The sequence below is a fragment of the Bradyrhizobium sp. MOS003 genome, from assembly GCF_003020125.1.
In the GTDB taxonomy this organism is placed as follows: domain Bacteria; phylum Pseudomonadota; class Alphaproteobacteria; order Rhizobiales; family Xanthobacteraceae; genus Bradyrhizobium.
In genome coordinates this window covers 1503067-1525921 of the sequence record NZ_PYFW01000001.1, presented here as the reverse complement: position 1 = coordinate 1525921, position 22855 = coordinate 1503067, and the positions used below count along the sequence as shown (strand labels likewise).

Sequence of the window (22855 nt, the reverse complement as noted above, 5' to 3'; positions counted from 1 at the left end):
TCACGAGCGACATCCAGAACTGCGTTCAACAATAGCCGCCGATGCAAGATCTTGAGCTCGGCCGGACGTACATGCGCCTCGGCCTGTCCGGTGTGGGCATTAGGCCGCCCTTCCTAGACAGGGGAGCCCGGCCTCCCGACAAGTCGCCGTTTCGCAATGCGTGAATAGGCGTCCAAGTTGGCCCCTTCGCCATCTGCTGGGTCAATAACTTAGCTCGCCGATCGGCCTCGGGGGACCCACGCCGACCTACACCAAGTATTGGGGAAGTGGAAGAGAGGTCGGGTTACCGCATAGATTGTGATGTTCCCGCAAACCAACGGGATGGCGCGTCCAGCCGGTGCGAGGCCGTATTGGCGACGAGGCGAAGAGCCGCGGGTGTCGTTCCGACGGTGCAGGCTTCGGCAAACAGCGAGGATTTGCCCGCGTATTGAGCCGCGTTACGTGATTCCTCGCATATGATGCTCGCTCAGTCAGACATCATGCCGCGTCGCCGCAAATATCATTTCACGGAATTTGGCGTGACGTTCGCTCACTGGCGACGACCGAGTCTTCGTGCATACTTGGACACACCCAAGAGCTCGACAGAAGCTTGGGAATGATCAGCGTCATGGGAGGACTGCAATGCATTTGACTTGCCGCAGACTGATCTACACCGCCACGATCGCATTCGCGATCGCGTCGAGTATCACCGGCGCAAACGCCCAGAAAAAATACGATACCGGCGCAACTGATGCCACGATCAAGATCGGCAACATCATGCCGTACTCGGGCCCAGCGTCAGCCTACGCCACTATCGGCAAGACCGAAGCCGCCTATTTCAAGAAGATCAACTCCGAAGGTGGCATCAACGGCCGGCAGATCGAATTCATCTCCTATGACGACACCTATAGCCCACCGAAGACGGTGGAGCAGGCCCGCAAGCTGGTGGAGAGCGACGAGGTGCTGCTGATTTTCAATCCACTCGGAACGCCGGGCAACACGGCGATCCAGAAATACATGAATACCAAGAAGGTGCCGCAATTGTTTGTTTCGACAGGTGCCGCCAAGTGGAACGATCCGAAGGACCATCCATGGACCATGGGATGGCAGCCGAGCTATCAGGTTGAGGCGCGGATCTATGCGAAGTACATTTTGCAAAATTATCCCGGCAAGACTATCGGCGTCCTCTATCAGAACGACGACTTCGGCAAGGACTATCTGATCGGGCTGAAGGACGGGCTTGGTGATCAGGCGGGCAAGCTGATCGTCGTGGAGGCGCCGTACGAAACCTCCTCACCAACCGTCGACTCGCAGGTCGTGCAAATCAAGGGGGGCAATCCCGATATCTTCTTCAATATCGCGACGCCCAAATTCGCCGCGCAGGCTATCAAGAAGGTGTCCGAGCTGAAATGGCATCCGGTCCAGTTTTTGACTAATGTCTCCGGATCGATCGGCGGCGTGATCAAGCCCGCAGGTTACGACAACGCGCAAGGCATTCTCTCAACGGCGTATCTTAAGGATCCCAAGGACGCCGAGTGGAAGAACGATCCGGCAATGAACGAGTGGCGTGCTTTCATGACCAAGTGGTATCCAGAGGGCGATCTCGACGATGCCGCCACAGTCTTCGGATACGGCGTTGCCAAGGGACTCGAGCAGGTCTTGCGTCAATGCAAGGACGACCTGACGCGCGAGAACGTGATGAAGCAGGCCGCCAGTCTCGATTTCGAAATCGGCATCTATCTACCGGGTACGCGCATCAAAACCAGCCCGACCGACTTTGCGCCGATCGAGCAGCTGCAGATGATGCGGTTCAAGGGTGAGAGCTGGGAACGCTTCGGGCCTGTCATGAGCGGCGAGAAGGGAGCGTAAAGTCATTTCTCTCCGGCCCGCAATCGTCTGCGCGGGCCGGAGCGTCTGCCAAAGAAAGAAACCGCTTCGCAGCTTGGCATTGCTGTAGAAAATGGTCTTAGGAACGGAGCGCTCCCGAAAATGCTCTGCAGCGGGAGCGGCATCGCCGCTGGCCTGGCCTGCGACATCAGCAGTTCCGATCAAATCGAGGCGGCGGTCGAGAAGGTGGTCTCCGCCTATGGAGGAATCCACATCCTGGTGAATAACGCATTCAATTCATCCGCGCCATCCTTGTCGGTGCTCGGCCTCTCGGCGGAGCAGTTGCGGCGCAACTTCGACACGGGCCCGATCGCCTATAGCCCACGATGAAAGCGGTCTATCCGCACCTCGGTTCGGCTGCGTCGTGCGCATCAATCCGGACGCGCACTCGATCCCGATTTCAGCTACATGCACTGGGCGTCGAGATCGCCAGGAATGGCGTTTTGAGACGTGCCCACCTGTCTGAGAATGTCCGTTCACCGGGGAAGAGACGAAGTACTTGCACTTCGCTTCTTCCTTGTACTCGCCGTAAGCCGACGTTAGGTACACGCCCAGTCCGGGGCGGCGGTGGTGGCGCACCGCTGCGCTCGGGGGCAGGTCAATTCCGCAGGATCGGGGCCTCGCGAAGCGCACTCCTGCCGATCTGCTTCAACCCGTCAACCGATGTCTCGCCCTTGCTGGCGGCTTCGAGGATCATGGAGGCCACGTGGGTGCGGGCAGAGGTCTCGTAGCGTGACACGCTTTCGCACACTTCGTCGAGAACCGCGCGCAAAAGCGCGGCGGTTTCAGCATCGAACATTGGAGGTCTCCCCCAGCGAAAGCAGCATTCTGCCTGAACCGGCCAGCCGGGGATTCACGCAAGTTACGGTCAACGAAAAATTCTGCGAGAGGACTGGGAAGAATGAGCGTGGCCCCGCCTTTTTGGGGGCTGGGGGGCTTGAGGGCGGAGCCACGCGGGCCGTGCATTCGCGCGGGCCCGCCATATCAACGGTGTCCGACCGAGCCCGTTCCATGCTCGACACCAACCGCGCGCAGCGAAGACCTAGGGCTCCGGAGGCCGCAAAGGGCCGTCCGCCCACTTGCGGGCGGCGGGGTCGCGTAGCGGGTCATCGCTGCAATTGGTGCACACGTACCGCGGCGGCCGTTCCGAAGCTTCCTCGGACACAGCTTTCATCGGCTTGCCGCACACCGGGCACGCCTTCCGGACCGCATGGAGCATGGCCATCTGTTTTTCCCCTGCGATGGCACTCTAGTTCAGCCGAGATCGCGAGCTCAAGCTGGCCGATAAAAATTAGGTCGGGTTCACGCACTGTTGCGCGCCTTCTCGACTCCGCCGCCGCACAGCACTCAACTCTGGGCAGTGATGTTGAGGGGCGTGTCATGGAGCAGGAGTTCTACCGAGGTCTGGCCCAAAGGGTCCGAGGTATGGCGGAGAAAGCCGATCCGTTCACCCGGCGTCGTCTCCTAGATCTCGCCAAACGGTATGACAGCAGGGGCGGTCAGCCCTCGGCATCCGGGCCGACCGAGCGGCCGCTGCCGGCGTCTCGCACGCCGCCGCCTGCAGCGACTTTCTCTGGACCCAGTGAGGCCTGACGCCCACACCCGTGTCGTTCTTGATGGTGCCGCACCGCGCACCCGATGAAGCCTGGCGCCGCAGCGCGCGAGAGATCTGCCGACAGACGCTTCCCCAGGGCCAAGCTCACGTACCCAGCCGGTGGTCCTGGCCTCACCGGCGAGGATTTGATGCCGTGAGCGGGTGGTGCGGCATCGCGTTGCCCTCTGAACTCGCTCCTAGCGCCTTGGAAGGGGGGTCCCGGAAGGCGCGGCGCCTTGCCTCGGTAACGAGCGGCCGCGTAGGCCACCCTTCCGGCACGTTGTGCTCGGCAGCCCCGCGTAGGCGAGTGAGCTCCGACCACGCCAGGGCGGCGGTGATCCATCTCTGCCGTTCTAGCCCATCGGCTTCGGCGGCAAACTTCATCGCCGCGGCGGCCTCGCGCTTGGGGTCGTACTCGAGATCCATAGATACAAATATAGCTGCAGATCGTAAACGATCACGCACCAGTGGGACCGTAGCAATCCGGGGTCGGCACGATAGGCGGACGCCTGTCTAGCCTTTGGAGCTGCTCCGCCGATCCGCCCGTTCATAGCGCGGACCTCTGGAGCGCTCGCGCTTGAAGCCCTGCGCGAGCGTCCCGCAAGGGGACCCAACTGCACCGACTCTCCCGAAAAGCCCGTGAATTGCTTGTCTTTCAGATATCTCGCGCCGAGCGGTCCCGGTATTGTGGGGCCTGACGGGACTACCTCATCGGCTCACCACGAGAAGAGATGTTTCAAGACGCATCGGATCTGGCCGCGATGGCCGAGGTACTAGGGCGATCGAGCGACTACCGGGTGCTCCGGCGCCTGGTGCCGCGGCCGAGGTCGATGGGGGTCTCCGGCACGAAATGAGGATCGGCATCCTGCTCGACACCGAAACCACCGGCCTCGACCACCGCAAAGACGAAGTCATCGAACTCGGCATGGTCAAGTTCGGCTACACGCCGGACGGGCGCATCATTGATGTCAGGGACACGTTCTCCGCCTTCAATGAGCCGTCCGAGCCGATCCCGGCCGAGATCACGGCGCTTACCGGCATCACCGACGAAATGGTGGCCGGCCACAGGATCGACGAGGCCGCCGTGAACGCCTTCGTCGATGATTCCGTGGTCCTGGTCATCGCGCATAACAGTGGATTCGATCGGAAGTTTTCCGAACGCTACTGGCCCGTCTTCGAGCGGAAGGCGTGGGCATGCTCCGCGACCGAGGTCCAGTGGCGGCAGCACGGCTTCGATGGAGCGAAGCTCGGCTACCTTCTGAATGGCGCCGGCTATTTTCACCAAGCGCACCGCGCGGTTGACGACTGTCACGCGCTGCTCGAGATCTTGGACTTCGACCTACCAACGACCGGCGCGCCCGCGCTCGCCGTCCTGCTCGAGACCGCACGACAGAAGACCATCCGGATCTGGGCCGAACAGTCGCCGTTCGAACTCAAGGATTCGCTGAAGCGGCGCGGCTATCGCTGGAGCGACGGCACGGACGGTCGGCCAAAGTCCTGGTACGTCGACGTCTGCGAGTCCGCGCTGGACACCGAGCTCGCGTTTCTCCGGACCGAGATCTACCTGCGCGACGTGGAGCCGCGCCTGCAGACGCTGACCGCCTTCACCCGCTTCTCCTGCAGGATCTGATGGCCGCCAACGGCCATGCTACGCGCGCGAACCTGCCCTCAGCGGCCGAGACGTTTCTCGACCCGCTTGCGGCTGTTGCCGACCTTCTTCACGGCCTTCTTCACCGCCGAGGCCGAGCGGCCAGTCTTCTTTGCTTCGTACCGCAATTCGTAGTCCTGGCCTTTACGCGTCCGGACGCCGGACCGCCGATTGGCTGAAGGTGAAGACCGCGCAGCGGCAGGAGGTAGTGATCGCCGGCTTCACCGCGCCGAGGCGAACCCGGCCCTTCTTCGGCGCCCTCGTGCTGGCGGTACGCGACGCCGATGCATGGCGGTACATTGGCCACGTCGGCACCGGCTTCAGCCACCAGGTTCTCGAAGAGCTTCACCGCAAGCTCGTGAGGCTGAAGACAGCCAAGTCGCCCTTCCCTGGCAAGGTGAAAAATGAGCGGGTTACGACCTGGGTGCGTCCTTCCTTGGTCGCGGAAGTGAAATTCGCGGAGTGGACCAGCAAGGGCGAGCTGCGCCAGCCGGTCTATCTCGGCCTGAGGTCCGACAAAAACGCCAAGGACGTCGTTCGCGAAAAGAAGTGGTCGCGAAAATAATGGCCCCAGACGCAGAGTACGACCTGTAGTTCAGCTGGCGGCGCGCTCGGATGCCGAAGGCCACGGCGGCAGGGGCGGCAATCCGAGGGCTTTGCGTACAGGTCCAAACGACCTCCGGTGAGCTGCGCATGCACCAAGCCTGGCGAGCGCCTCATAGTGAGCCGGCACCGGGTAGCCCTTGTGATCCGCGAAGCCGTAGCCGGGGTGACGCACGTCGAGTGTCCGCATGACCGTGTCGCGCTCGACTTTCGCTAGGATGGAGGCGGCGGCAATGCTGGCGGACTTGGCGTCCCCTTTAATGATCGACTGCTGAGGGATGTCGATTTCCTTCAACCGCTTCGCATCGATCAGCAAGTGCTGCGGCATCAACCCTAGGCCCCGGACCGCACGTTGCATCGCCTGGATGCCTGCCCAATAGATGTTGATTTCGTCGATCTCCTCGACCTCGACGAATGCTACACACCAACTCTCTGCCTTTTCCTTGATTTCCTTCGCGAGTTCTTCGCGAGCGGCGGCATCGAGCTTTTTCGAGTCGTCGATTCCGATTATCCGCGTGCCGGGCTTCAGGATCACGGCGCCAGCAGAGACTGGCCCGGCGAGAGGGCTCATTCCGGCCTCGTCCACGCCTGCCACGGCATGTTGGCCGCTTTCCCAGAGAGAGGTCTCGAAGCGGAACATCTTACGGAGGCGCTGCCCTTCGGACCTGTTTTCGGAGCGCCGCTTGTCGATTGAAGCCAGGATGGCACGGGCTCCCGCGCGGGCGTCGGCCCGCAAGATCTGCTCGACGTCGGCCTCGAGCGGTCTTTTCTCGACGACATAGCGCCGGCGCAACGCATCGAGCGAATACTGGGGCATAGGGGCCTTCGTGAAGACTGACTGTGGGAAGCGTGTCGGTGAAATTTGTGGCGATTGTCTGAAGCTAGACCATGCCGTCATCGACTGCGCAGCGCCTTGTCGAAAGGAACCGGACCGGCTCGCCATCTGAGGTCCCGCTATTCTGGAGGGCCACTGATCCAGAACCCCGCGTTCGACCTCAGAGCGGAACCAACAGGTGTCATCATCCCTTGAGAAAGAGTGGAGCCTCGATCCCCGGGTGCTTCCGAGGGGGCCGGCCCATGCTCCGACAAGCCAGCAACGAAGAAGAGGTTCTGGATCGCACCGCCGAGGTCGCGGCCACCATCGCGGAAGAAGGCCTCCGGTACGTCAGCGACTCCGCGCCGGGGTACACGCGCAAGCAGACTGGAACCAGCTTCAGCTACTACGACAAGGATGGCAAGCGCATCACCGATGCCGCCGTCATCCGACGCATCAAATCTATCGGCATCCCGCCGGCCTACGAGTCCGTGTGGATCTGCCCGTCGTCGAACGGCCACATCCAGGCAACCGGGCTCGATGCGCGGGGTCGCAAGCAGTACCGCTACCTCCGAAATGGCGCGAGCTACGAGACCAGAACAAGTATGAGCATATCATCCTGTTCGCTGCCGCGCTGCCCGCGCTGCGGGAACGGGTCGCCGCCGACATGAAGCGGGACGGACTGCCGCGCGAGAAGGTGCTGGCCACGATCGTTAGTCTTCTGGAGAAGACATTGATCCGGGTCGGCAATGCCGAATATGCCGAGAAAAACAAGTCTTACGGGCTCACGACCATGCGCCGCAAGCACGTCGAGGTCGGGCGCGGCGTCCTTCGGTTCGACTTCACGGGCAAGTCGGGCAAACAATGGAAGCTTCGCGTCGAGGACAAGCGGATAGCCGCGATCGTGAAGCGCTGCGCGGAGATCCCGGGACATGAGCTCTTCAAGTACCTGGACGACGACGGACAGCCCCGCACCGTCGATTCTGGCGACGTCAACGCCTACATCAAGGACATCACGGGCGAGGACTTCAGCGCCAAGGATTTTCGGACTTGGGCGGGAACCGTTCTGGCGGCGTTGGCGCTTGCCGAATTCAAGAAGTACGATAGCCAGGCCGAGGCGAAGCGCAACGTCGTCGCCGCGATCGAAAGCGTCGCGAAGCAGCTCGGCAACACACCGGCCATCTGCCGCAAGTGCTACGTGCACCCGGAAGTCCTGAACGCCTACATGTCCGGTAACCTCGTGAAGATGATTGATGCCAAGATCGCGCAGAAGTTCAAGCGCCAGTACGCCAAGCTTACTTCCGACGAGATCATGGTGCTGGCATTTCTCCGGAAGCGTCTCGATTCTCTGAAGGTGCCCGCCTAGCCTCGCGTACCCGGTCTCCGGATGCCTGCGTCTTCCTTGATGCCTCCAGGCAGGCCTCGGCTGGTGCTCTCGTCGGCAAATAGGCGATCGCGAAGCCCTTGTTGGATTCAAGGATCTGTTGCGTCGTCATGCCGGCGAAGTCCGACCGCTTGATCACGTTGGCGGGGAAGTGCTGCATCTTGTTGACGAAGGCCTGCAGGTCGCTCGGGAAGTACTTGTCGGGCGTGCGGTCGCCGACCAGGTCGATGAAGACTTGGCGGCGCAGGACGAGGCGCGGGATTTCGGGGTGATCCACGCCGTCTCGCGCGATGCGCATGTCGATGTAGGCTTGCGAGATCGCGCCGAAGAGCGGCAGGCCCGGCGTGCCGGCCGGCCGTGTGGACGCCGCGGTCGCGGTCATCGGCTCGAACGACGGAGCAACCTGATCGACGGCGGCGAGCGCCGCGAGCGCCTCTTCGGGCGCGGAGGCGAGCTTCAGGACATCGGTCAGCGCGGAGCGCGTCAGGGCTTCCGCGTTGGAGGTCACGGCGGCGATCCCCGCCTCGCCCCTTTCGACTTCCCGCCCGACGAGCTGCAGCGTGCTCAGCGCCGCCTCGAGACCGCGCGCCAGCCCGATCGCCTGGGCCGGATGCTCCAGGGCGCGGCTGATGGCGTTCTGGCACGCCGCCACCGTGTGCTGGACCAGCTCGTTCCGCCTGTCGTCGATCCGCGACGCGTCCATCGATATCCCCTTCCACATCTCTGCCGCGAAGCTGCTGATGGTCTGGCAAAGGGTCGCAAGCTGCGCCGCCAGGCGTTGGGCCTCGCGGCGGCTGCGCGGGCCCAACTGAGCCCTGACCATAGGGGCGGCGCCGGAAAGTCGGGATCCACCCGCAATACCGTTCTTGAAGAATTGCGGGGACAGCCGCAGCTGGAAGCGCCAGCCGGAGGGGTCGCCGGTCAGGTGCCGCGGCGGCCGCGAGCCGCCGACGCGCGCGCCGGCGGCTCGCCTCTTCGCTGATACTTTTGCTGGTACAGGTCCCGGTACAGTCACGCGTCACGCCTTAGTTTGGGGCGTCGGACCTGCGTGAAACGGGGCTTTAAGGGCCCTTAGGACTGCGAATTGGGGTGCGAGCTAATTGGCGGAGAGGGAGGGACTCTCGGACCAATTAAGCCCTATCCGCCAATTTCCTTGCAAAAACAACGCGAGCCGGCGGGTTACGGACTACACTGACGACTACAATGTGGACTACTGCAGCGGATCAGCGCCGCAGAATCGCGCGATCGTCTGCCTTGGTCAATCCTCAAAGAGGCCAGTCCAGCCTGTTAAGTTGATTCACGGTTGATGCGCGATGTTGCCGGGCGGTTGAGGCGGTCGCCGCGTGATGACGGCTGTGTTTCGGCGAGGGGTCTCGACCTTGATCGGCGTGGGCTCCGATCAATCAGATTCAAATACAATCAGTGACTTGAAGGGGTCCCGAAGAGGCCGATGGGGGTCACTTTTCGATCAGCATCCACACTCGCCCGCGTTTCCGCGGACGAGGGTGAAGGTGGAGTCCGCGACACTTAGACTAGCGCTCCTCGCTAACCCGCCGCACCGCGTGGCGTGTCGTCCGCGACCAGCAGCGTGCTTGGCTTAAGTCGTTGCAGGCGGCGGTGAACCGGCGGTCGTCGAGACGCTGCCCGTCGGCAAACTTCTCCGCATCGGACCAGCAAGCGCAAGATGAACTCGCTTAGTCTCTGCACTGGGCCCGACATGCGAACTCCGACGTTGGAGTTCATGCACGCCACTTCGGCAAGGACGGCGCTTACTTTCCGCCATCGGACGTATCCGATCATTTTGTCGGCGGCTTTCGCAAAGGCGTGTGGCGCGTCTAGCGCGGAGCATAGAGCCTCAGTACAAGGGCGCCGGGATGGGGACCAAGCGCCCTTGCACCACCATCGTTGGCCTACCCAGGTGTGAGTTCTAAGGGATCGTTGGACAAGCCCACGAACGCTGGATTACCGTGCGAATCAGTAGCTGAGTCCCTTGCCGCAATTGTGGCGGCTACATCTTTCAACAATGCGGCACCGACTTCGGTTGAACGCCGACGCAGACGCGCCCTGCAACGCGTCCCCGACGGTGCGCGGCAGTGCACCGGCCATCAGGTCGGCTGCGTCGCTCTCAATAACACGGGGGATACGGATAGTAGCCGCATTGACGGCGGTGATAGTACGCTCCCGTGGCCGCTGCTCCGACGGCAGCTGCACCCACCGCAGCTCCATAGTACGCGCGCCGATGTACTCGCCTATTAACCCCCGCAACGCTGCCAGGTGTGAGAGGACGACCGACACGAGCGTCAGCTTTGTCGACGGAGATAACGACAGTCCCTTCCGGCGACCGGTGAAACGACACGGGCGCCAAGCACAACATCGCTGCACCGAGGGCGGCGCCGAGCACTGTTGAACTTTTCATGTTCTTGCTCCCAATTGGTTTCTTGAGGCGTGCTGGTGGACGCGCGGCTACTTTTTCTGTTCGGCAGCACCGTCATGCCGCTCTTCGCGCCGCTCCGTGCGCCCCGTCCGTCGCTCCTGACGCCGTTCTGTTCGCCCTGTCCGTCGATCCTGACGTCGTTCGGTGCGCCCCGTGCGCCGTTCCTGACGCCGCTCCGTACCCGACTGCGGCGTCGCAGTGGAAGGCGCGGCGGGCGTGGTCGGTGGGGTCGAGGTCTGCGCGCCAGCATCTGACACCATTAGAATTGCAGGCGAGGCCACGAGTCCGAACACGGCTGCGTATCCACAAATGGCAAGGGCGCTTCGACGGCTGACCATCGATTCCAAACGTTTACCCATATCTCGAACTCCCGGTTTCCCGCCCTCTTGCGAGTCGCCCAAATTTCCGAGCGTGGCTATTGATCTAAATCAACCGGAAGGCATGCGCTTGGCGACGATGGACGGGCAAACGCTTGGCAGCGTTTGCACTCCACTCAGCGCTTGCCGCCAAGTCCGCTGTTGACCCTATTAAGGACATCGTCGGCGAGATAGGGCATGTCTGAAAAAGAGCCACGAACCGACATGCTCATTGCCACAGGGCTCGCGATCTGAAGCAAATGTCCTCACCGCCGCGCGCCAACGCGATTGACGCCGCCGTTTGCGTTGCCCCCGGCGTTATGACGGACGGCAGCGCGCGCCACTGGACGAGGCCTGAGCACGACGCCGGCCCGGGCAACGCACCCCGCCGGATATTCAACATACTGGCAATACACGACCGCCTTTGCGGGCGTTGGATTGAGCGTGAGACCTGCAAGCCCCAACAGGACGCTCGCGGCAATTCCGGCAACTGTCGCTGACTTGTTCGAAAGGCGTTTCCTCGGATACATGGCGAAACCTCCTCTGGCGCTGCTGACAACGGGCGCCGCTGCAATGCTGAGGGGCGTGAGCTCGCTGACGTTGACCTAGATCAAACGAGTGTCCGTTCGTTGGCGCGGCTTGCCCGGGTGTTCCGACAGCCTTGTGTGAGCTCGCTGCGTCTCTGGAGCTGGCCGCCTCGTGCAAGGCCACCAACAATTGCAGGCCGGAGCAGCCATGAAATTCTTCTGTCACGGGGACGTCGACCAGGCAGTCTCATATCTCAGGCGATCACCGCCACGGACTCACGCCGTTTGGGGCGCCCACGAGGTCATGCCAGTCGTCGGCTCGCCCTCGGGGCCCGGTAAAAAAGCTGATCGATGCGCTTCTGTGTCGGCTTGGTGTCCTTGGAGATGGCTATCTCCCGATCCTTATCGGTTCTCTTGGAGGCTGATGCTGCATCTCGGGTGCCGGATCAGTTGCTCCAGTTCGCCATCACGCCGTGGACGATCCGGGTACAGGCGTCAGATAGCCACTGGCCAGGGCAAGCAACAGCGCAACTAACCCCGTTTCGTCGCGGCGCGTCGACGAGGCGGTGGCGAAATCCATCGTCTTCATATCCGAAGCGTTAGCTCCCATGCCAGCGTCCCAAGGCGGCACGTTGCTATTGGCGAGGATTGATCTGGATCAAACGTCGCCAGGTTTCACGAACAAGATTTGCGTAAATTGCTGGAGGGCATGCGCCATGAACACCGTCAGGTGGATCATCTCCACCGCTCCGGAAATCTTCCTGTTGCTGTCGATCGCGCTCGGCACCATTCTCGGCCGCGTCCGGATCTTCGGCTTTTCGATCGGCACCACGGCGTGCACGCTCATCGTGGCCGTGCTGATCGGACAGCTCGGCACCTTCACATTTCCGTCTCTGCTCAGGGTTATTCTTTTTAGCCTGTTCGTCTTTACGATCGGCTACCGGTCCGGACCCGAGTTCTTCGCCTCGCTGAGCATTCGGACTTTAGCGCAGGTTGCACTCGCGCTGGTGCTCGGTGGCACCGGCCTCATTATCGTGCTCCTGTTCGCGAATGCGTTCGCTCTTGGTCCCGGCACCGCTTCTGGTCTTGCTGCGGGAGCCCTGACGCAATCCTCCGTCATCGGCACGGCGTCTGGCGCGCTGTCCCAGCTCGGGCTCGCCAAAGACGTGCTGGAGCAGCAGAACGCGAACATTGCCGCCGGTTACGCGGTCACCTACGTTCTCGGCTATATCCTCACACTCCTGTACGTGCCGTTTGTTGCGCCGAAGCTGATGCGGATCGATTTGAAGGCGGAAGCCGCAAAGCTCGAGGCGGAACTAGCGGGGGGGAGCCCGCCACAGACTGAAAATCTGCATTATCGAAAGTTCCAGGCGCGTGCCTATCGGGTGTCGGTCGCGGCCGGGCGGACTGTCGGCGCCGTCGAAGGCGAGATCGGCAGCCGTAGCGTGGTCGAGCGGATCGTGCGTCAGGGCGCCGATGTCGAGCCGCATGCCGACACAGTTCTTCAAGCAGGCGACGACGTCGTCATCGCGGGACGAACCGCTGCCCTCGTCGCTGCAAAACCGATCATTGGCGCCGAGATCGATGCCGACGAGATCCTGAAGGCGCTTCCGGGCAACGTGATTGATGTCCTCGTCGATAATCGCAAGCTCCATGGCCGCTCCGTCAAGGACGTGGCTGAGCGCGTCGGCGACAATGCGCGCGGCATCTTCCTTCGCACATTAACGCGGATGGGACGGCAAGTCCCATTGAGCGCGGACACCCGTGTCTATGTTGGCGACGTCATGACGCTGGTCGGCAGCACTCGCAACATCGAGCGTGCCGCAAAGGTGATCGGACAAATCTTGCGCTCCGAAGATCGCACCGACGTTGCATTCCTGGCCGCCGGCATTGCTGTGGGCCTGCTCGCTGGTCTCGCCAGCGTCAAAATCGGGTCGGTGCCGTTGACGCTGGGCGGCGGTGGCGGCGCCCTGATTGCAGGGCTATTCTGCGGCTGGCTGCGCTCACGGCGTCCCACGATGGGCGCAATGCCGCCCGCGGCGCAGCAGACGCTGAGCGATCTCGGACTCGGCGGCTTCATCGCGGCGATCGGCCTCGGCAACGGCCATGCGGCCTGGGTCGCGATCCAGTCGCATGGCATGCTGCTGGTCGGCATGGGTCTCGTCGTCACCCTAGTGCCGCTTATGTTGACGACCCTTTTTGCCCATCGCATGCTGCACATGAATCCGGTCATTATTTGCGGCGCACTGGCCGGCGCGATGACGGTCGACGCCGCCGTGACCGGCGCCTGCGAGGTCGCCGAGAGCCAGACGCCGGTACTCGGAGTCGCCGTGCCCTACGCGGTCGGTAACGTCGTCCTGACCGTGCTCGGTCCGATTATCGTAGCCAGTACGTTCGCCGGCTGAGGAGGAGGGTACGAATCTCCGACATGCACCAACTCCCAAGTCGACGGCCGCGGCGTTGCTCCTCCTGGCCTCTCTGCTCTCTCCGGCGCGCGCCGAAAACGACGTCCGTATTCAGAAGCAGGTCTGGGCGAGGCCGGTTCCGCTGCCGATGTTCGGCTAAGTGGTACGCCCCGTCGGCAACGGTCCTTGCCGCTCGCGATCATGAACCACGGCGTCTCGCTCAAGCCCGTCGATCGCGGCTTCTTTCTGCTGGTGGAATTCCGCGACGCCGCGAAGTGGTTCGCGCGATGCTGCTTGGTATCCGGAAAGATACTGATGCTAGGGCGGTCGCTTCCAATGTTCTGATCGTGACGACGTCATTGCCGCTGACGCAATTTGCTTCAGTCCACAAGGGTACGCTGGCAAACACGCTAGAGTAGCAAGTGCGATCAGCCTAGCCGCTGCCGACGCAGACTCGTTCGACCGATTCAATGAATGCATTCGCAGCAAACGGCTTCGTCAGGTAGGCGACACATCCCGACTCGATCGCTGCCGACCGGGTTGCTTGGCTGTCATTGCCGGTGATGTAGATGACCGGCACGGCAATGCCCTCCGTCCTCAGCATGCGGTGTAGGACGATACCGGATTCGCCATTCAGGTTGATATCCAACACAATGCAGCAGCCCTCGTGGAGATGGCCATATCGTAGCAGCGCGCTTGCGGAATCGAAGCATATCGCATTAAAGCCATGTTCTCGAAGCAAGCGCTCTATGCTTCGGCGCATGGACGAATCGTCCTCCACAACGAAAATGGACTTGCGTGCGGGCAACAGGCTGGCTTTCTCGTTCCCTGAAAATTCAAAGCGGCATCGCGAGCAGTGCGGCCGTTAAATAGTCCGTCTGCAAACTCGGCTGGCAGACACCGCCATGTAGGCAGCCTCCATCGGATTCTGTCAATAAACTTTCATATTGTCCCTTCGTACAGGTCGCGCGACCAGGGAAGTATTTACCGACTGGTACTTACGTCTTTTTGGAGTCTCGTAGACCCAACCGCTCGGCAATCGAAACCAGCTCGGCAAACGAAGGTACCTTCATCTTCTCCATGACTTGATGGCGATGCGCCTTCACCGTTCGTTCCGTTGTCCCAAGCTCGTAGGCAATCTGCTTGTTAATCTTTCCGCGCACAATCAGGTCGAACACCTGCCGTTCGCGCGGCGTCAACGATGTCAGAAGGACACGTAGCGATTCGAGCTTGCTCTGTTGGCCACGTGAGGCCTCCCAGCGAGCCAATGCCCGTTGGATCGCATCGATCAATTGTTCCGACGAAACCGGCTTGGTCAGAAAGTCTTCCGCCCCGGCCTTGATCGCGCGGACTGTCGTCGCGGTATCGGCATGACCGGTGAGGAACACGATCGGCAGCACCGAACCGAGTTCAACGAGGCGGGCTTGCAGTTCGGGTCCACTCAGACCGGGGATCTGTACGTCCAGCAGGATGCATCCTGGCTCTTCTGCGTCCGGCAAATCATCCAGCAAATCCTGCGCGGATGCGTACGCCACGACCTCATAGCCAACCAGCTTGAGCCGGCGCTCGATAGCCCTTCGAAACGATTCGTCGTCGTCCACGACGTAAACGAGGCCGGGCAATGTCCCCTCTTGGGCCGCTCATAAAACCGCAGTTAGGACACGCGATCGCATAGTTGCCAAAATGCTCGGGCGCTGGCTGCCGCACCGAAAATCAGAAATCACATATTGCAGCATCATATGCCGCAATATGCCGTTCGCGCCATACTCAGTTTACTCGGACAGCCCTCGTGACTGACATTTCATTCCGCGCCACCTCCCTGTCCCTTGGTACAATGAACCTAGAGACAATGGCTGCTAATGCTACCTCGTCGTAAACAACCTTTGCGGGACCTGAGGATATCAGCGGCCTCTTTCCCGAATGATGAAAACTCTCCTGGCGAGCTATCACGTCATCATCAGTTCGGGAGTTGGCCATGTACATACGCAACGCCGCCGATGCGTCCCCGCGCCTCAATTCGCTTCGCGAATTCGGGATGACCAGCGATTTAAATCCGATCATCAGTTTAAACGAATTTACGTACAGAAGGCGCACCGAGATCTACGGCGAGAAAGAACCGGCGGACTACGTCTACCAAGTCAAGCTGGGCGCTGTGCGAAGCTACAAGCTGCTGCCCGACGGCCGTCGGCAGATCGGCGCGTTTCACCTGATGGGTGACATCTTTGGGCTAGAAAACGGCAGCGAACATAGATTCACTGCAGAGGCAATCGTCGACACCACAGTGCGACTGGTCAGGCGGCAAAGCCTCGAGCTAGTCGCCGAAGGCGATGCGATGGTGGCTCGCAACCTGCTCACCATGACCAACAGCAATCTTCAGCATGCGGAAGACCACATGCTGCTGCTCGGGCGCAAGACGTCGCTGGAGCGTGTCGCGGCTTTCCTCCTCGAGATGGATAAGCGGCTGACCGCGGCCGGCATCATGGCGCTGCCGATGTCGCGGCGCGACATCGCAGATTATCTTGGATTGACCCTGGAGACCGTGTCCCGCGTACTGTCGCGGCTGCATGAACTCGGCGTCCTCAGCTTCATCGGCAACAATCAGCGCCAGATCGTGCTGCTCGACAAGCAGCAACTCACTAGCCTCGATCTCCAGAACTAAAGCCGGGCGCCGCGATCGCGGCGAGGTGTTCGACCGTCTTGCGCAACACTTCGAACAGGACGGCGGTCGACCAGCCGAACATCAGAATGCCGTTCATGGCGGTCATCGGTCCCGTCAGCCGCCATCTCTCTACGGGCGTGATGTCACCATAGCCGAGCGTGGTGTAATTCACAAAGGTGAAGTACAGCAATTCGCTTCCCTCCGGGGCCGCGCCGACGATGGCGTAAGCCAGCGCCCAGACCAATACCTCGACTGTGTGTGCGGCCATCAAAATGACAGCGATCGTGACCATGACGGCCATCAGGTGTGATCGAGGCCGTGAGGTATGCTTCAAGCCGGCGGTGCGGGCAATGTCGATCGCTGCAACAGTCACGAGCGCATGAATCATGATGTTGATCACGCTGACTAGGGTACCAAGTAGAAATTGAACGGTCATCGCCACGCACCGGTTCAAGTCTTGAGATTCAAGTCTTGTCTCTGAGCCGCCTTCATCACGGACTCGCTAATGCGTCGTCTGATCGGCGAGCAACTGCATCTGGGCCTGGAAGAAGTTCGACTGGTTCTTGAGCGCGTCCTGCATGTCCCCGGCCTGGATGTGCTTGTCGCCGAAATCGAATAGCGCGTTGACGTTACGCCGCATGGCCATAGGTACCGGCGACATGCCCCACCGGCAGGCAGGCATTTCAATCGACATGGTTCGATCTCATCGTCGTATCGACTCAATTCAAAGGCCTGCGCACGCCCCAATGTTGATTTAGGTCAACGCTGACAAGGTGCACCGGCGGGACACGTTCTGTGCGGATCCAGCCGACCGCCAGCTCCCAACCACCGACAGAACGAAGAGGCCGGTGATGCCATGGACGAGGGTGCCGGTCGATCGGACTGTCAGGCGCCGATTAGCCTGCGTCATCGACAAAGAGCGGCCGCGATTGCATTGGCGATTTTTAAAGGTCGCGCTTTGTCTCGTGGCCCGGAATCTCGTCGCCCTGGCCTTGCTCGATCCAGGACGGAATGTCGCTCGAGGGAATTAGTCGTCGCGGCAAGAGGGGATTGAGCGTGCCCGCGAAGACGATCAATCCCTCATTGAATTTCTCTCGCGCGAAAGTCCTCGCGTCCGCCTCGCTCTCGAACGTGCGCGTCTCTCGGGGGCTTCGCCGTTTCGGCAAGGTCCCGCGCTTGTGAACCTCGAAGGTGACGTACCAGGTCTGCGGCATGTCAGCTTCCAGATTGCGATCAAGCTGACGTGTGCCGGCCAACAATGTCCAGAGAGACCATGTCGGAGGCCTAGTTGCGCCGCTCTTCGCGTCGTTCGGTCCGTCCTTCACGCCGTTCTTCGCGCCGTTCGGTACGTCCCGCACGCCGCTCATGGCGCCGCTCGTGACGTGCTCCTCGCCTCTCTTGGCGCCGTTCCATGCCGACTGTTTGCGCCGATGCTTCAGTTGCGAATAGCAACAGGCCGCCATATGTCGCCATTCCAAGAGCAGCGGCCCATCCCAGCAACGAGAGAAGCTCGCGGCGTGCCAGTCGTTCAAACTTTGACGTTTCACTCATGTCAGCAACTCCCGGTCCTGAGGACGTTTCACTAGGCGATTCCTCACGTTGATTGGATTTAGCGATCGACGTCGTTGCCTGGCCGAACAGACGACGCAAACGGTGGTGGGACATGCTCACCACATTTGGGAGCCGAACCAGCCATATTGCGGTGGCCGCGCCACGAGCCGGATGCGTCTTTCGATGTACCTCCTTGCAATTTTGCTTTGACGCTGTCGTTTCGCGTCAGACTTTACTAATTGACGTGACAGAATTCGGCCTGCATCAGGCGATTCAAACTGAGCAAATGCGTCAAGTGCCTGGGTTTGAGTAGATTCAGCGCTGAGCGGAGTCCCGAACTCGCCCTTCGCGATCTCCTTTGGGAAGATCGTGATCTGGCTGGTGTCGAGAACGACCCGCTCTGGCACCTTCTGATCGGAATAGATGCGGATGGCGGGCGACAGACCCGAACGGGCGTGTCCAGCCGATCGATCCGGAACACAGGCATCCACAATAAAGAGCAGCGTAAGCAACGCGCCGCCGACATAGAGCAGATATTGCAAGACCGGCATCGTCGGCGCCATAGCCGCCGAAGACTTTCGCCTCGCGAGCAATGGACGGCGATAAAATGGGTGAAGCAATACAACCGGCATGGACGTGGCTGCCTAACTCGAACCCGCCGTCGTATTTTGCCGCGGCGCGTCCCTTGTGAAGCACTTGCGCTTGCTGAGGCTTGCGAAACGATCTGTTTCCTGCGCGCGGGCATGCACAGTGCAACTGCTGATCTTCACGGCGCTTATGCCCGGCTTCGTTTGACCCAGATCAACGAAAGGAATTTTTGGCAACCTTGCCTGGCGCAACATCGCGCGGCTTGGCCAGTCCCGATGACATGTCCTTTGAGACAATGACCACGAGGGCAATAGGCCGACCGAGACACGGGGCGTAAAGTTATGATTGCGTACATCGAACTTCTGGCAGGGAGATCCGTCGCGGCTTCCTGCAGCGAGAGCGCTATGCTCTAGAACAGGCTTTGCCCTATCTGGTGAAATGCGAAGGGTTCGGCGCATCTCGTTTTTTCCGATTCCTTTGATCTAGAGCAAGCCGCTGCCGTCGCGCGGAGTTCGAGTCATCCTATTGAAGTTCATTTTTGGAGAACGCACCCATGAGAAGGACAAGTACAGGCCCGCAACGGTTGCGTCCCCAGCTCATTGGCAAGGGCGGCGACGGCATCATGTACGTCTGCCAGTAGCCACCGAGTGAGTAATGGGCAGCGATTGCCGCCTATTGCTCAATTTTCGATGCGCGAGCGCCGCCTTCAGCTGGATCCGAAAGGATTGTGTGCCCCTAGGCCCGCGGGTTGGCGCTGAGGCTCATATTCCAATCTGCGAAGGTCGACCTGTAGTTGGTGATTGAGAGCGATTTTCGCCCACTGGAAAGCGCCGCCTTGTCACGGCGCACACCCTGAGCGGAGAAGGACCGTCCAGATCGGCCCCTGTTAATTGTCTAGTCGAGCGGGTACGATGCTCCTACTTGGATCAGAGCTGCGGACGAGGATGCGTGTCCGGTTGGGTGCCTTACCATGGCGATCGTCGTGCGCGCGGGCTTTCGCCGCAGCCCTGGGCGTCGCATTATTGCTGGCGACGCTGAGTCAAAGCCAGGCGGCCGATTTAGTTCCCAAGCGGATAATGATGCTGCATTCATTCGGTCTTCGGTTCAGGCCCTGGACCGATTATTCGGAAGCCCTTCGCGCCGAGTTAAGCCGACGAACGTCTGTGGAGTTTCAAGACCATTCGCTATTGAACGCCCGACGAAACAGCGACAAATCGGATGCTCCATTTGTCGAGTATCTTCGCACCCTTAACATTGACCAGCCACCCGACTTGATCATGGCCATCGGCGCTCCTGCCGCTAATTTCGTGCAGGCGCACCGTAAAGACCTTTTGCAACAACGCCTATGGTCTACACTCTGGTAGAACGACGCCGCGTAGACTTCAGCAATTTGACCGAATACGACACGGTCGTGGCGGCGTCCAACAACGATGCCGTATTCTTTGAAAACATCCTGCGCGTACTACCCCTCACGACAACTATTGCCATCGTTGTCGGTGCTTCGCAGAGCGAAACGTGGTGGCGGAACGAAGTCGCCAAGTCCACCGCACGGTTCAGCGACCGCGTGCAATTTCGCTGGTACGATAAGCTTTCCTTCGAAGATATGCTCAAGGACGCAGCTGACCTTCCGCCACACAGCGCAATTTTTTGGATCGGATTGAATGTTGATGCAGCGGGAGTGGCGCATGAGGGCAACAGCGCGTTCTCACGGCTTTATCGCGTGGCCAATGCACCGATCTTTTTTCACGACGAGACGTTTTTCGGAGAGGGCATCGTCGGCGGTCCGATGCAGGTCGTCGCAGGACAAACCAAGATGGCCGCAGAGGTTGCGCTGCGCATCCTTGACGGCGAAAAGCCGGGTGACATCAAACCGTCATTCGTTGAAGTGGCAGCGCCCATGTTCGACTGGCTACAAATGCAGCGGTGGGGAATTGCCGAGAGCAGTCTGCCACCTGGCAGCACCGTTTACTTCCGTGAGCCATCGTTGTGGGAGCGGTATTGGTGGCAGATAGCGCTCGTCACGGCCGTTATTCTGGCGCAGTCTGGGCTTATCTCTACCTTGGTAGCTGAACGTCGTCGGCGTCGACTTGCCGAAGTACAATCGGCGCAGCGTGCGAAAGAGCTTACCCACGTCAATCGCTTTGCCATGGCTGGCGAACTGACCGCCTCAATTGCGCATGAAATGAACCAGCCGCTCGGCGCTATTCGGACCAACGCCGAAACCGCGGACGCGATCCTGAAATCCCGGACGCCCGATGTCGCTGTGCTCAAGGATATCGTGCAGGATATTTTGCATGATGATCTTCGCGCCAGCGAGGTCATTCGGCGAATGCGGAGCCTTTTGAAAAAGGTGCCTTTCGATCCGAAAAACTTCGACCTCAACGAAGTGGTGCGAGAAACAGTCGATCTTCTTTCGGCCGTAGTCGCAGGACGGAAAGTCGAATTGAACTGTTCCCTTGCGCCGATCGCGCTCCCAATCGTCTGCGATCAAATCCAACTCCAGCAAGTTATTATTAACCTGGTCGTTAATGCAATCGACGCGATGAAGGATATTCCTACGAAAGACCGTATCATCAGCATACAGACTTCGCGCGTCGAGAATTTTGCCGAGCTCTCTGTGTCAGATCGCGGGCCGGGCATTCCCGAAGACAAACTACAAGAGGTCTTCGAGGCGTTTTTCACCAGCAAGCCAGAAGGCATGGGCATGGGGCTGTCCATCGCGCGCACAATTATCGAGGCGCACCGTGGGCTGATATGGGCAGAACATCGTGATCACGGCGGTGCATCGTTTCGGATAAGGCTTTCTCTTGTTCAGTAATCTGTGGCGCGCCCCCCTTCCGACGCAACCCGACTTCCGGTTTTTGGCCCTTCGCAACCCTCCGAGCGTTGCCCGTGATTTCTGAAATAGAGAGTAGACCGAGCCTGATTGCACACAGTCGAAACCCGTGTTGGTGACACATTTAAGGCATCGACCGATCGTAGCCGACGTCCGGTTGGCATAAGGCTATTTCACAACCAGATGCTTTGTGGGCGCTATGGCGGCAGACGCGGACGGGGAAATGGTGAACGTCAGCCAGGAGTTCCATCCTGACGGACGGTTGGCTGCACCGAATTCGCCATATCCCCTCAGGCTAAGGGAGCCCTGCATGTCTGCGACCGGGAAGCTGTACCCGATTTGCGAACCGACACCGAAGACGCGCGACCTGAAGCCACCGAGGATCGGGTTCTGGCCGGAATCGTCGGTGATTTGCTGGTAGGCATATCCGACAATGCCGACGAAAAGCTGCTTGGTGAGATAGTGCGATGCGCCCCAGTCGAAGTGGAAATCGATGCCGCTCCGGTAAAGGGTGTCGGGATTCCTGAAATTGTAGGTAAGGCCGGCGACGCCCGAGATTTCGTTTCCCAGCGCCGGGTCGAAATAGGTATAGGCGCCTCCGACGTCGATCGCGCCGTGCCCGAGCCCGATATTGGGAATCCGCGTCGGATCATAGTCGCCGACGGGAACATTGCCCGTAACGTAAGCCATGTAATTGTCGACGCCATGACTCCATAGCAGTTGCGCGAATGGCGCGAGGTCGCCGTAGGAGGTAAGCGAGCCTTCGAGCATTCCGGTGCGCATCACCACAATCGGTCCGGCAATCGCTGTCAGGGTCCCGGCGATACTGGTGGCGGCTCTTCCATATTGGCCGGAGATGCCCACGACCAACTGGCCGCCAAGCACCGCCGTCGCGAAAGTATACGATGGCGCTAGGGAGAACAGATCGGCCCGCCCGCTCAGACTCAGATTTAGATTAACGTTGACGTTCGCGGGGATTTTGCTGGCCAGGATCTCTTTGGCCGCAGCAGCGCCCCCCGCGGCGGCGACGCCGGAATGGTAATCGATGACACTGAGCGCCCAGCCCGGTGTCTGCTGTACGGCCACGAGGCTCGCAAACTGACCGGGAAACCAGAATGAGCTACCGCCCTGGTCGGCATGCGAAACATCTGCGCAAAGCACGAGAGCAACCGCTGCCGCATAGTTGATGACGCGGCTTCCCGGTTTGTTTGATCTCATTGCAAAACCTCTGGGCGGCATTTGCAAACAGTGGCGGCTACGGCAAAGCGCTCCGCGAACCGCGGGGGCCTCAAGTTACGGCGGCATTCAAGACTAGGGCACAAGCAGCGTCGAAATCCGTGACAGAATGGTAACAGCGGGAGATATTTCTATTACGGCGATGTCGCAGTCTCGGCTCGATCAAGTGTTGACTGGAGATGTTCTGTTTCTTTGCCCGTTCGAGGGCCGGTCCGGTGGGCCGTTTCGGACATGCCTCGTCGCGCTGACGATGTCCGTTGACAGGACAACAGCAAGCCTTGGGAGCCCGCGGGCTGGGCGTGAGAAAACGCTGATAGCGGCCTGCCTGTGTCGGGTTTGACTTAGATCACCCCC

General features: G+C 60.5%; 18 protein-coding genes and 4 pseudogenes. 10 read left to right on the top strand and 12 right to left on the bottom strand.

Translation table 11 applies throughout. The annotated features are described in order from the left end of the window. The first annotated feature begins 621 nt into the window (after positions 1-621). Together C7G42_RS07350 and C7G42_RS07345 are read left to right on the top strand one after the other, a co-directional pair. On the top strand, positions 622-1848 hold the full coding sequence (locus C7G42_RS07350) for an ABC transporter substrate-binding protein (protein WP_106948291.1): 1227 nt from the start codon (positions 622-624) through the stop codon (positions 1846-1848). Positions 1849-1968: 120 nt separating this feature from the next. Further along, positions 1969-2196 (top strand): SDR family oxidoreductase, encoded by a 228-nt coding sequence (locus tag C7G42_RS07345; RefSeq protein ID WP_106948290.1) that lies wholly within the window; start codon positions 1969-1971, stop codon positions 2194-2196. 268 nt (positions 2197-2464) lie between these two features. Here the strand turns inward: C7G42_RS07345 and C7G42_RS07340 are convergent, their stop codons facing one another. Then, positions 2465-2665, bottom strand: coding sequence for a hypothetical protein (locus C7G42_RS07340; RefSeq protein ID WP_106948289.1), 201 nt, complete (start codon positions 2663-2665; stop codon positions 2465-2467). Positions 2666-3246: 581 nt separating this feature from the next. Here C7G42_RS07340 and C7G42_RS35705 point away from each other — a divergent pair. Further along, positions 3247-3459, top strand: coding sequence for a hypothetical protein (locus tag C7G42_RS35705; RefSeq protein WP_106948287.1), 213 nt, complete (start codon positions 3247-3249; stop codon positions 3457-3459). A 732-nt stretch (positions 3460-4191) separates the two neighbouring features. Continuing rightward, positions 4192-5090, top strand: a pseudogene (locus C7G42_RS07320) (3'-5' exonuclease). A gap of 38 nt (positions 5091-5128) precedes the next feature. Here C7G42_RS07320 and C7G42_RS07315 read toward each other — a convergent pair. Beyond that, positions 5129-5257 (bottom strand): annotated as a pseudogene (locus C7G42_RS07315) (DUF3606 domain-containing protein); the annotation flags it as partial. Here C7G42_RS07315 and C7G42_RS07310 point away from each other — a divergent pair. Then, positions 5248-5673: pseudogene (locus C7G42_RS07310) on the top strand (ATP dependent DNA ligase); the annotation flags it as partial. The pseudogenes C7G42_RS07315 and C7G42_RS07310 overlap by 10 nt on opposite strands. 30 nt (positions 5674-5703) lie before the next feature. On the opposite strand, the gene rnhB reads toward C7G42_RS07310, so the two are convergent. Continuing rightward, complete coding sequence (gene rnhB, locus C7G42_RS07305) at positions 5704-6528, bottom strand: ribonuclease HII (protein ID WP_106948285.1); 825 nt, start codon at positions 6526-6528, stop codon at positions 5704-5706. Positions 6529-6599: 71 nt separating this feature from the next. Between rnhB and C7G42_RS36225 the strand changes: the two are divergent. Both C7G42_RS36225 and C7G42_RS07300 read left to right on the top strand, forming a co-directional pair. Further along, positions 6600-7007 (top strand): annotated as a pseudogene (locus tag C7G42_RS36225) (DNA topoisomerase IB-related protein); the annotation flags it as partial. Positions 7008-7018: 11 nt separating this feature from the next. Next, entirely contained in the window at positions 7019-7891 is an 873-nt protein-coding gene (locus C7G42_RS07300; protein ID WP_245427560.1) for a DNA topoisomerase IB, read from the top strand. Here the strand turns inward: C7G42_RS07300 and C7G42_RS07295 are convergent. Further along, positions 7836-8717, bottom strand: coding sequence for a hypothetical protein (locus C7G42_RS07295; RefSeq protein ID WP_106948284.1), 882 nt, complete (start codon positions 8715-8717; stop codon positions 7836-7838). The two genes, C7G42_RS07300 and C7G42_RS07295, sit on opposite strands and share 56 nt — an antisense overlap. 2248 nt (positions 8718-10965) lie before the next feature. Then, positions 10966-11229: a hypothetical protein gene (locus tag C7G42_RS35695; protein ID WP_245427558.1), complete on the bottom strand. Its 264-nt coding sequence runs from the start codon at positions 11227-11229 to the stop codon at positions 10966-10968. 713 nt (positions 11230-11942) lie between these two features. Between C7G42_RS35695 and C7G42_RS07280 the strand changes: the two genes are divergently transcribed. Further along, the gene (locus C7G42_RS07280; RefSeq protein WP_106948282.1) at positions 11943-13631 is read left to right on the top strand and encodes an aspartate:alanine exchanger family transporter; all 1689 of its coding nucleotides are present in this window, start codon (positions 11943-11945) and stop codon (positions 13629-13631) included. A gap of 433 nt (positions 13632-14064) precedes the next feature. Here C7G42_RS07280 and C7G42_RS07265 read toward each other — a convergent pair whose 3' ends face one another. Together C7G42_RS07265 and C7G42_RS07260 are read right to left on the bottom strand one after the other, a co-directional pair. After that, the gene (locus C7G42_RS07265) at positions 14065-14439 is read right to left on the bottom strand and encodes a response regulator transcription factor (RefSeq protein WP_106948281.1); all 375 of its coding nucleotides are present in this window, start codon (positions 14437-14439) and stop codon (positions 14065-14067) included. A gap of 190 nt (positions 14440-14629) precedes the next feature. Beyond that, entirely contained in the window at positions 14630-15253 is a 624-nt protein-coding gene (locus C7G42_RS07260; RefSeq protein WP_106948280.1) for a response regulator transcription factor, read from the bottom strand. A gap of 353 nt (positions 15254-15606) precedes the next feature. On the opposite strand from C7G42_RS07260, the gene C7G42_RS07255 reads away from it, so the two are divergent. Further along, complete coding sequence (locus C7G42_RS07255) at positions 15607-16290, top strand: helix-turn-helix domain-containing protein (protein ID WP_106948279.1); 684 nt, start codon at positions 15607-15609, stop codon at positions 16288-16290. Here the strand turns inward: C7G42_RS07255 and C7G42_RS07250 are convergent. From C7G42_RS07250 to C7G42_RS07235, 4 genes are all read right to left on the bottom strand, one after another. Next, positions 16268-16726 (bottom strand): potassium channel family protein, encoded by a 459-nt coding sequence (locus C7G42_RS07250; RefSeq protein WP_106948278.1) that lies wholly within the window; start codon positions 16724-16726, stop codon positions 16268-16270. The two genes, C7G42_RS07255 and C7G42_RS07250, sit on opposite strands and share 23 nt — an antisense overlap. A gap of 66 nt (positions 16727-16792) precedes the next feature. Continuing rightward, positions 16793-16984: a phasin family protein gene (locus tag C7G42_RS07245; protein ID WP_158537571.1), complete on the bottom strand. Its 192-nt coding sequence runs from the start codon at positions 16982-16984 to the stop codon at positions 16793-16795. A 250-nt stretch (positions 16985-17234) separates the two neighbouring features. Beyond that, complete coding sequence (locus C7G42_RS07240; protein WP_106948892.1) at positions 17235-17504, bottom strand: hypothetical protein; 270 nt, start codon at positions 17502-17504, stop codon at positions 17235-17237. Positions 17505-17957: 453 nt separating this feature from the next. Continuing rightward, positions 17958-18392 (bottom strand): hypothetical protein, encoded by a 435-nt coding sequence (locus tag C7G42_RS07235; protein WP_106948891.1) that lies wholly within the window; start codon positions 18390-18392, stop codon positions 17958-17960. A 1382-nt stretch (positions 18393-19774) separates the two neighbouring features. Here C7G42_RS07235 and C7G42_RS07230 point away from each other — a divergent pair. Further along, positions 19775-21247, top strand: coding sequence for a sensor histidine kinase (locus C7G42_RS07230; RefSeq protein ID WP_245427556.1), 1473 nt, complete (start codon positions 19775-19777; stop codon positions 21245-21247). A 186-nt stretch (positions 21248-21433) separates the two neighbouring features. On the opposite strand, the gene C7G42_RS07225 is transcribed toward C7G42_RS07230, so the two are convergent. Beyond that, positions 21434-22483, bottom strand: coding sequence for a SphA family protein (locus C7G42_RS07225; RefSeq protein ID WP_106948277.1), 1050 nt, complete (start codon positions 22481-22483; stop codon positions 21434-21436). Positions 22484-22855: the final 372 nt, after the last annotated feature.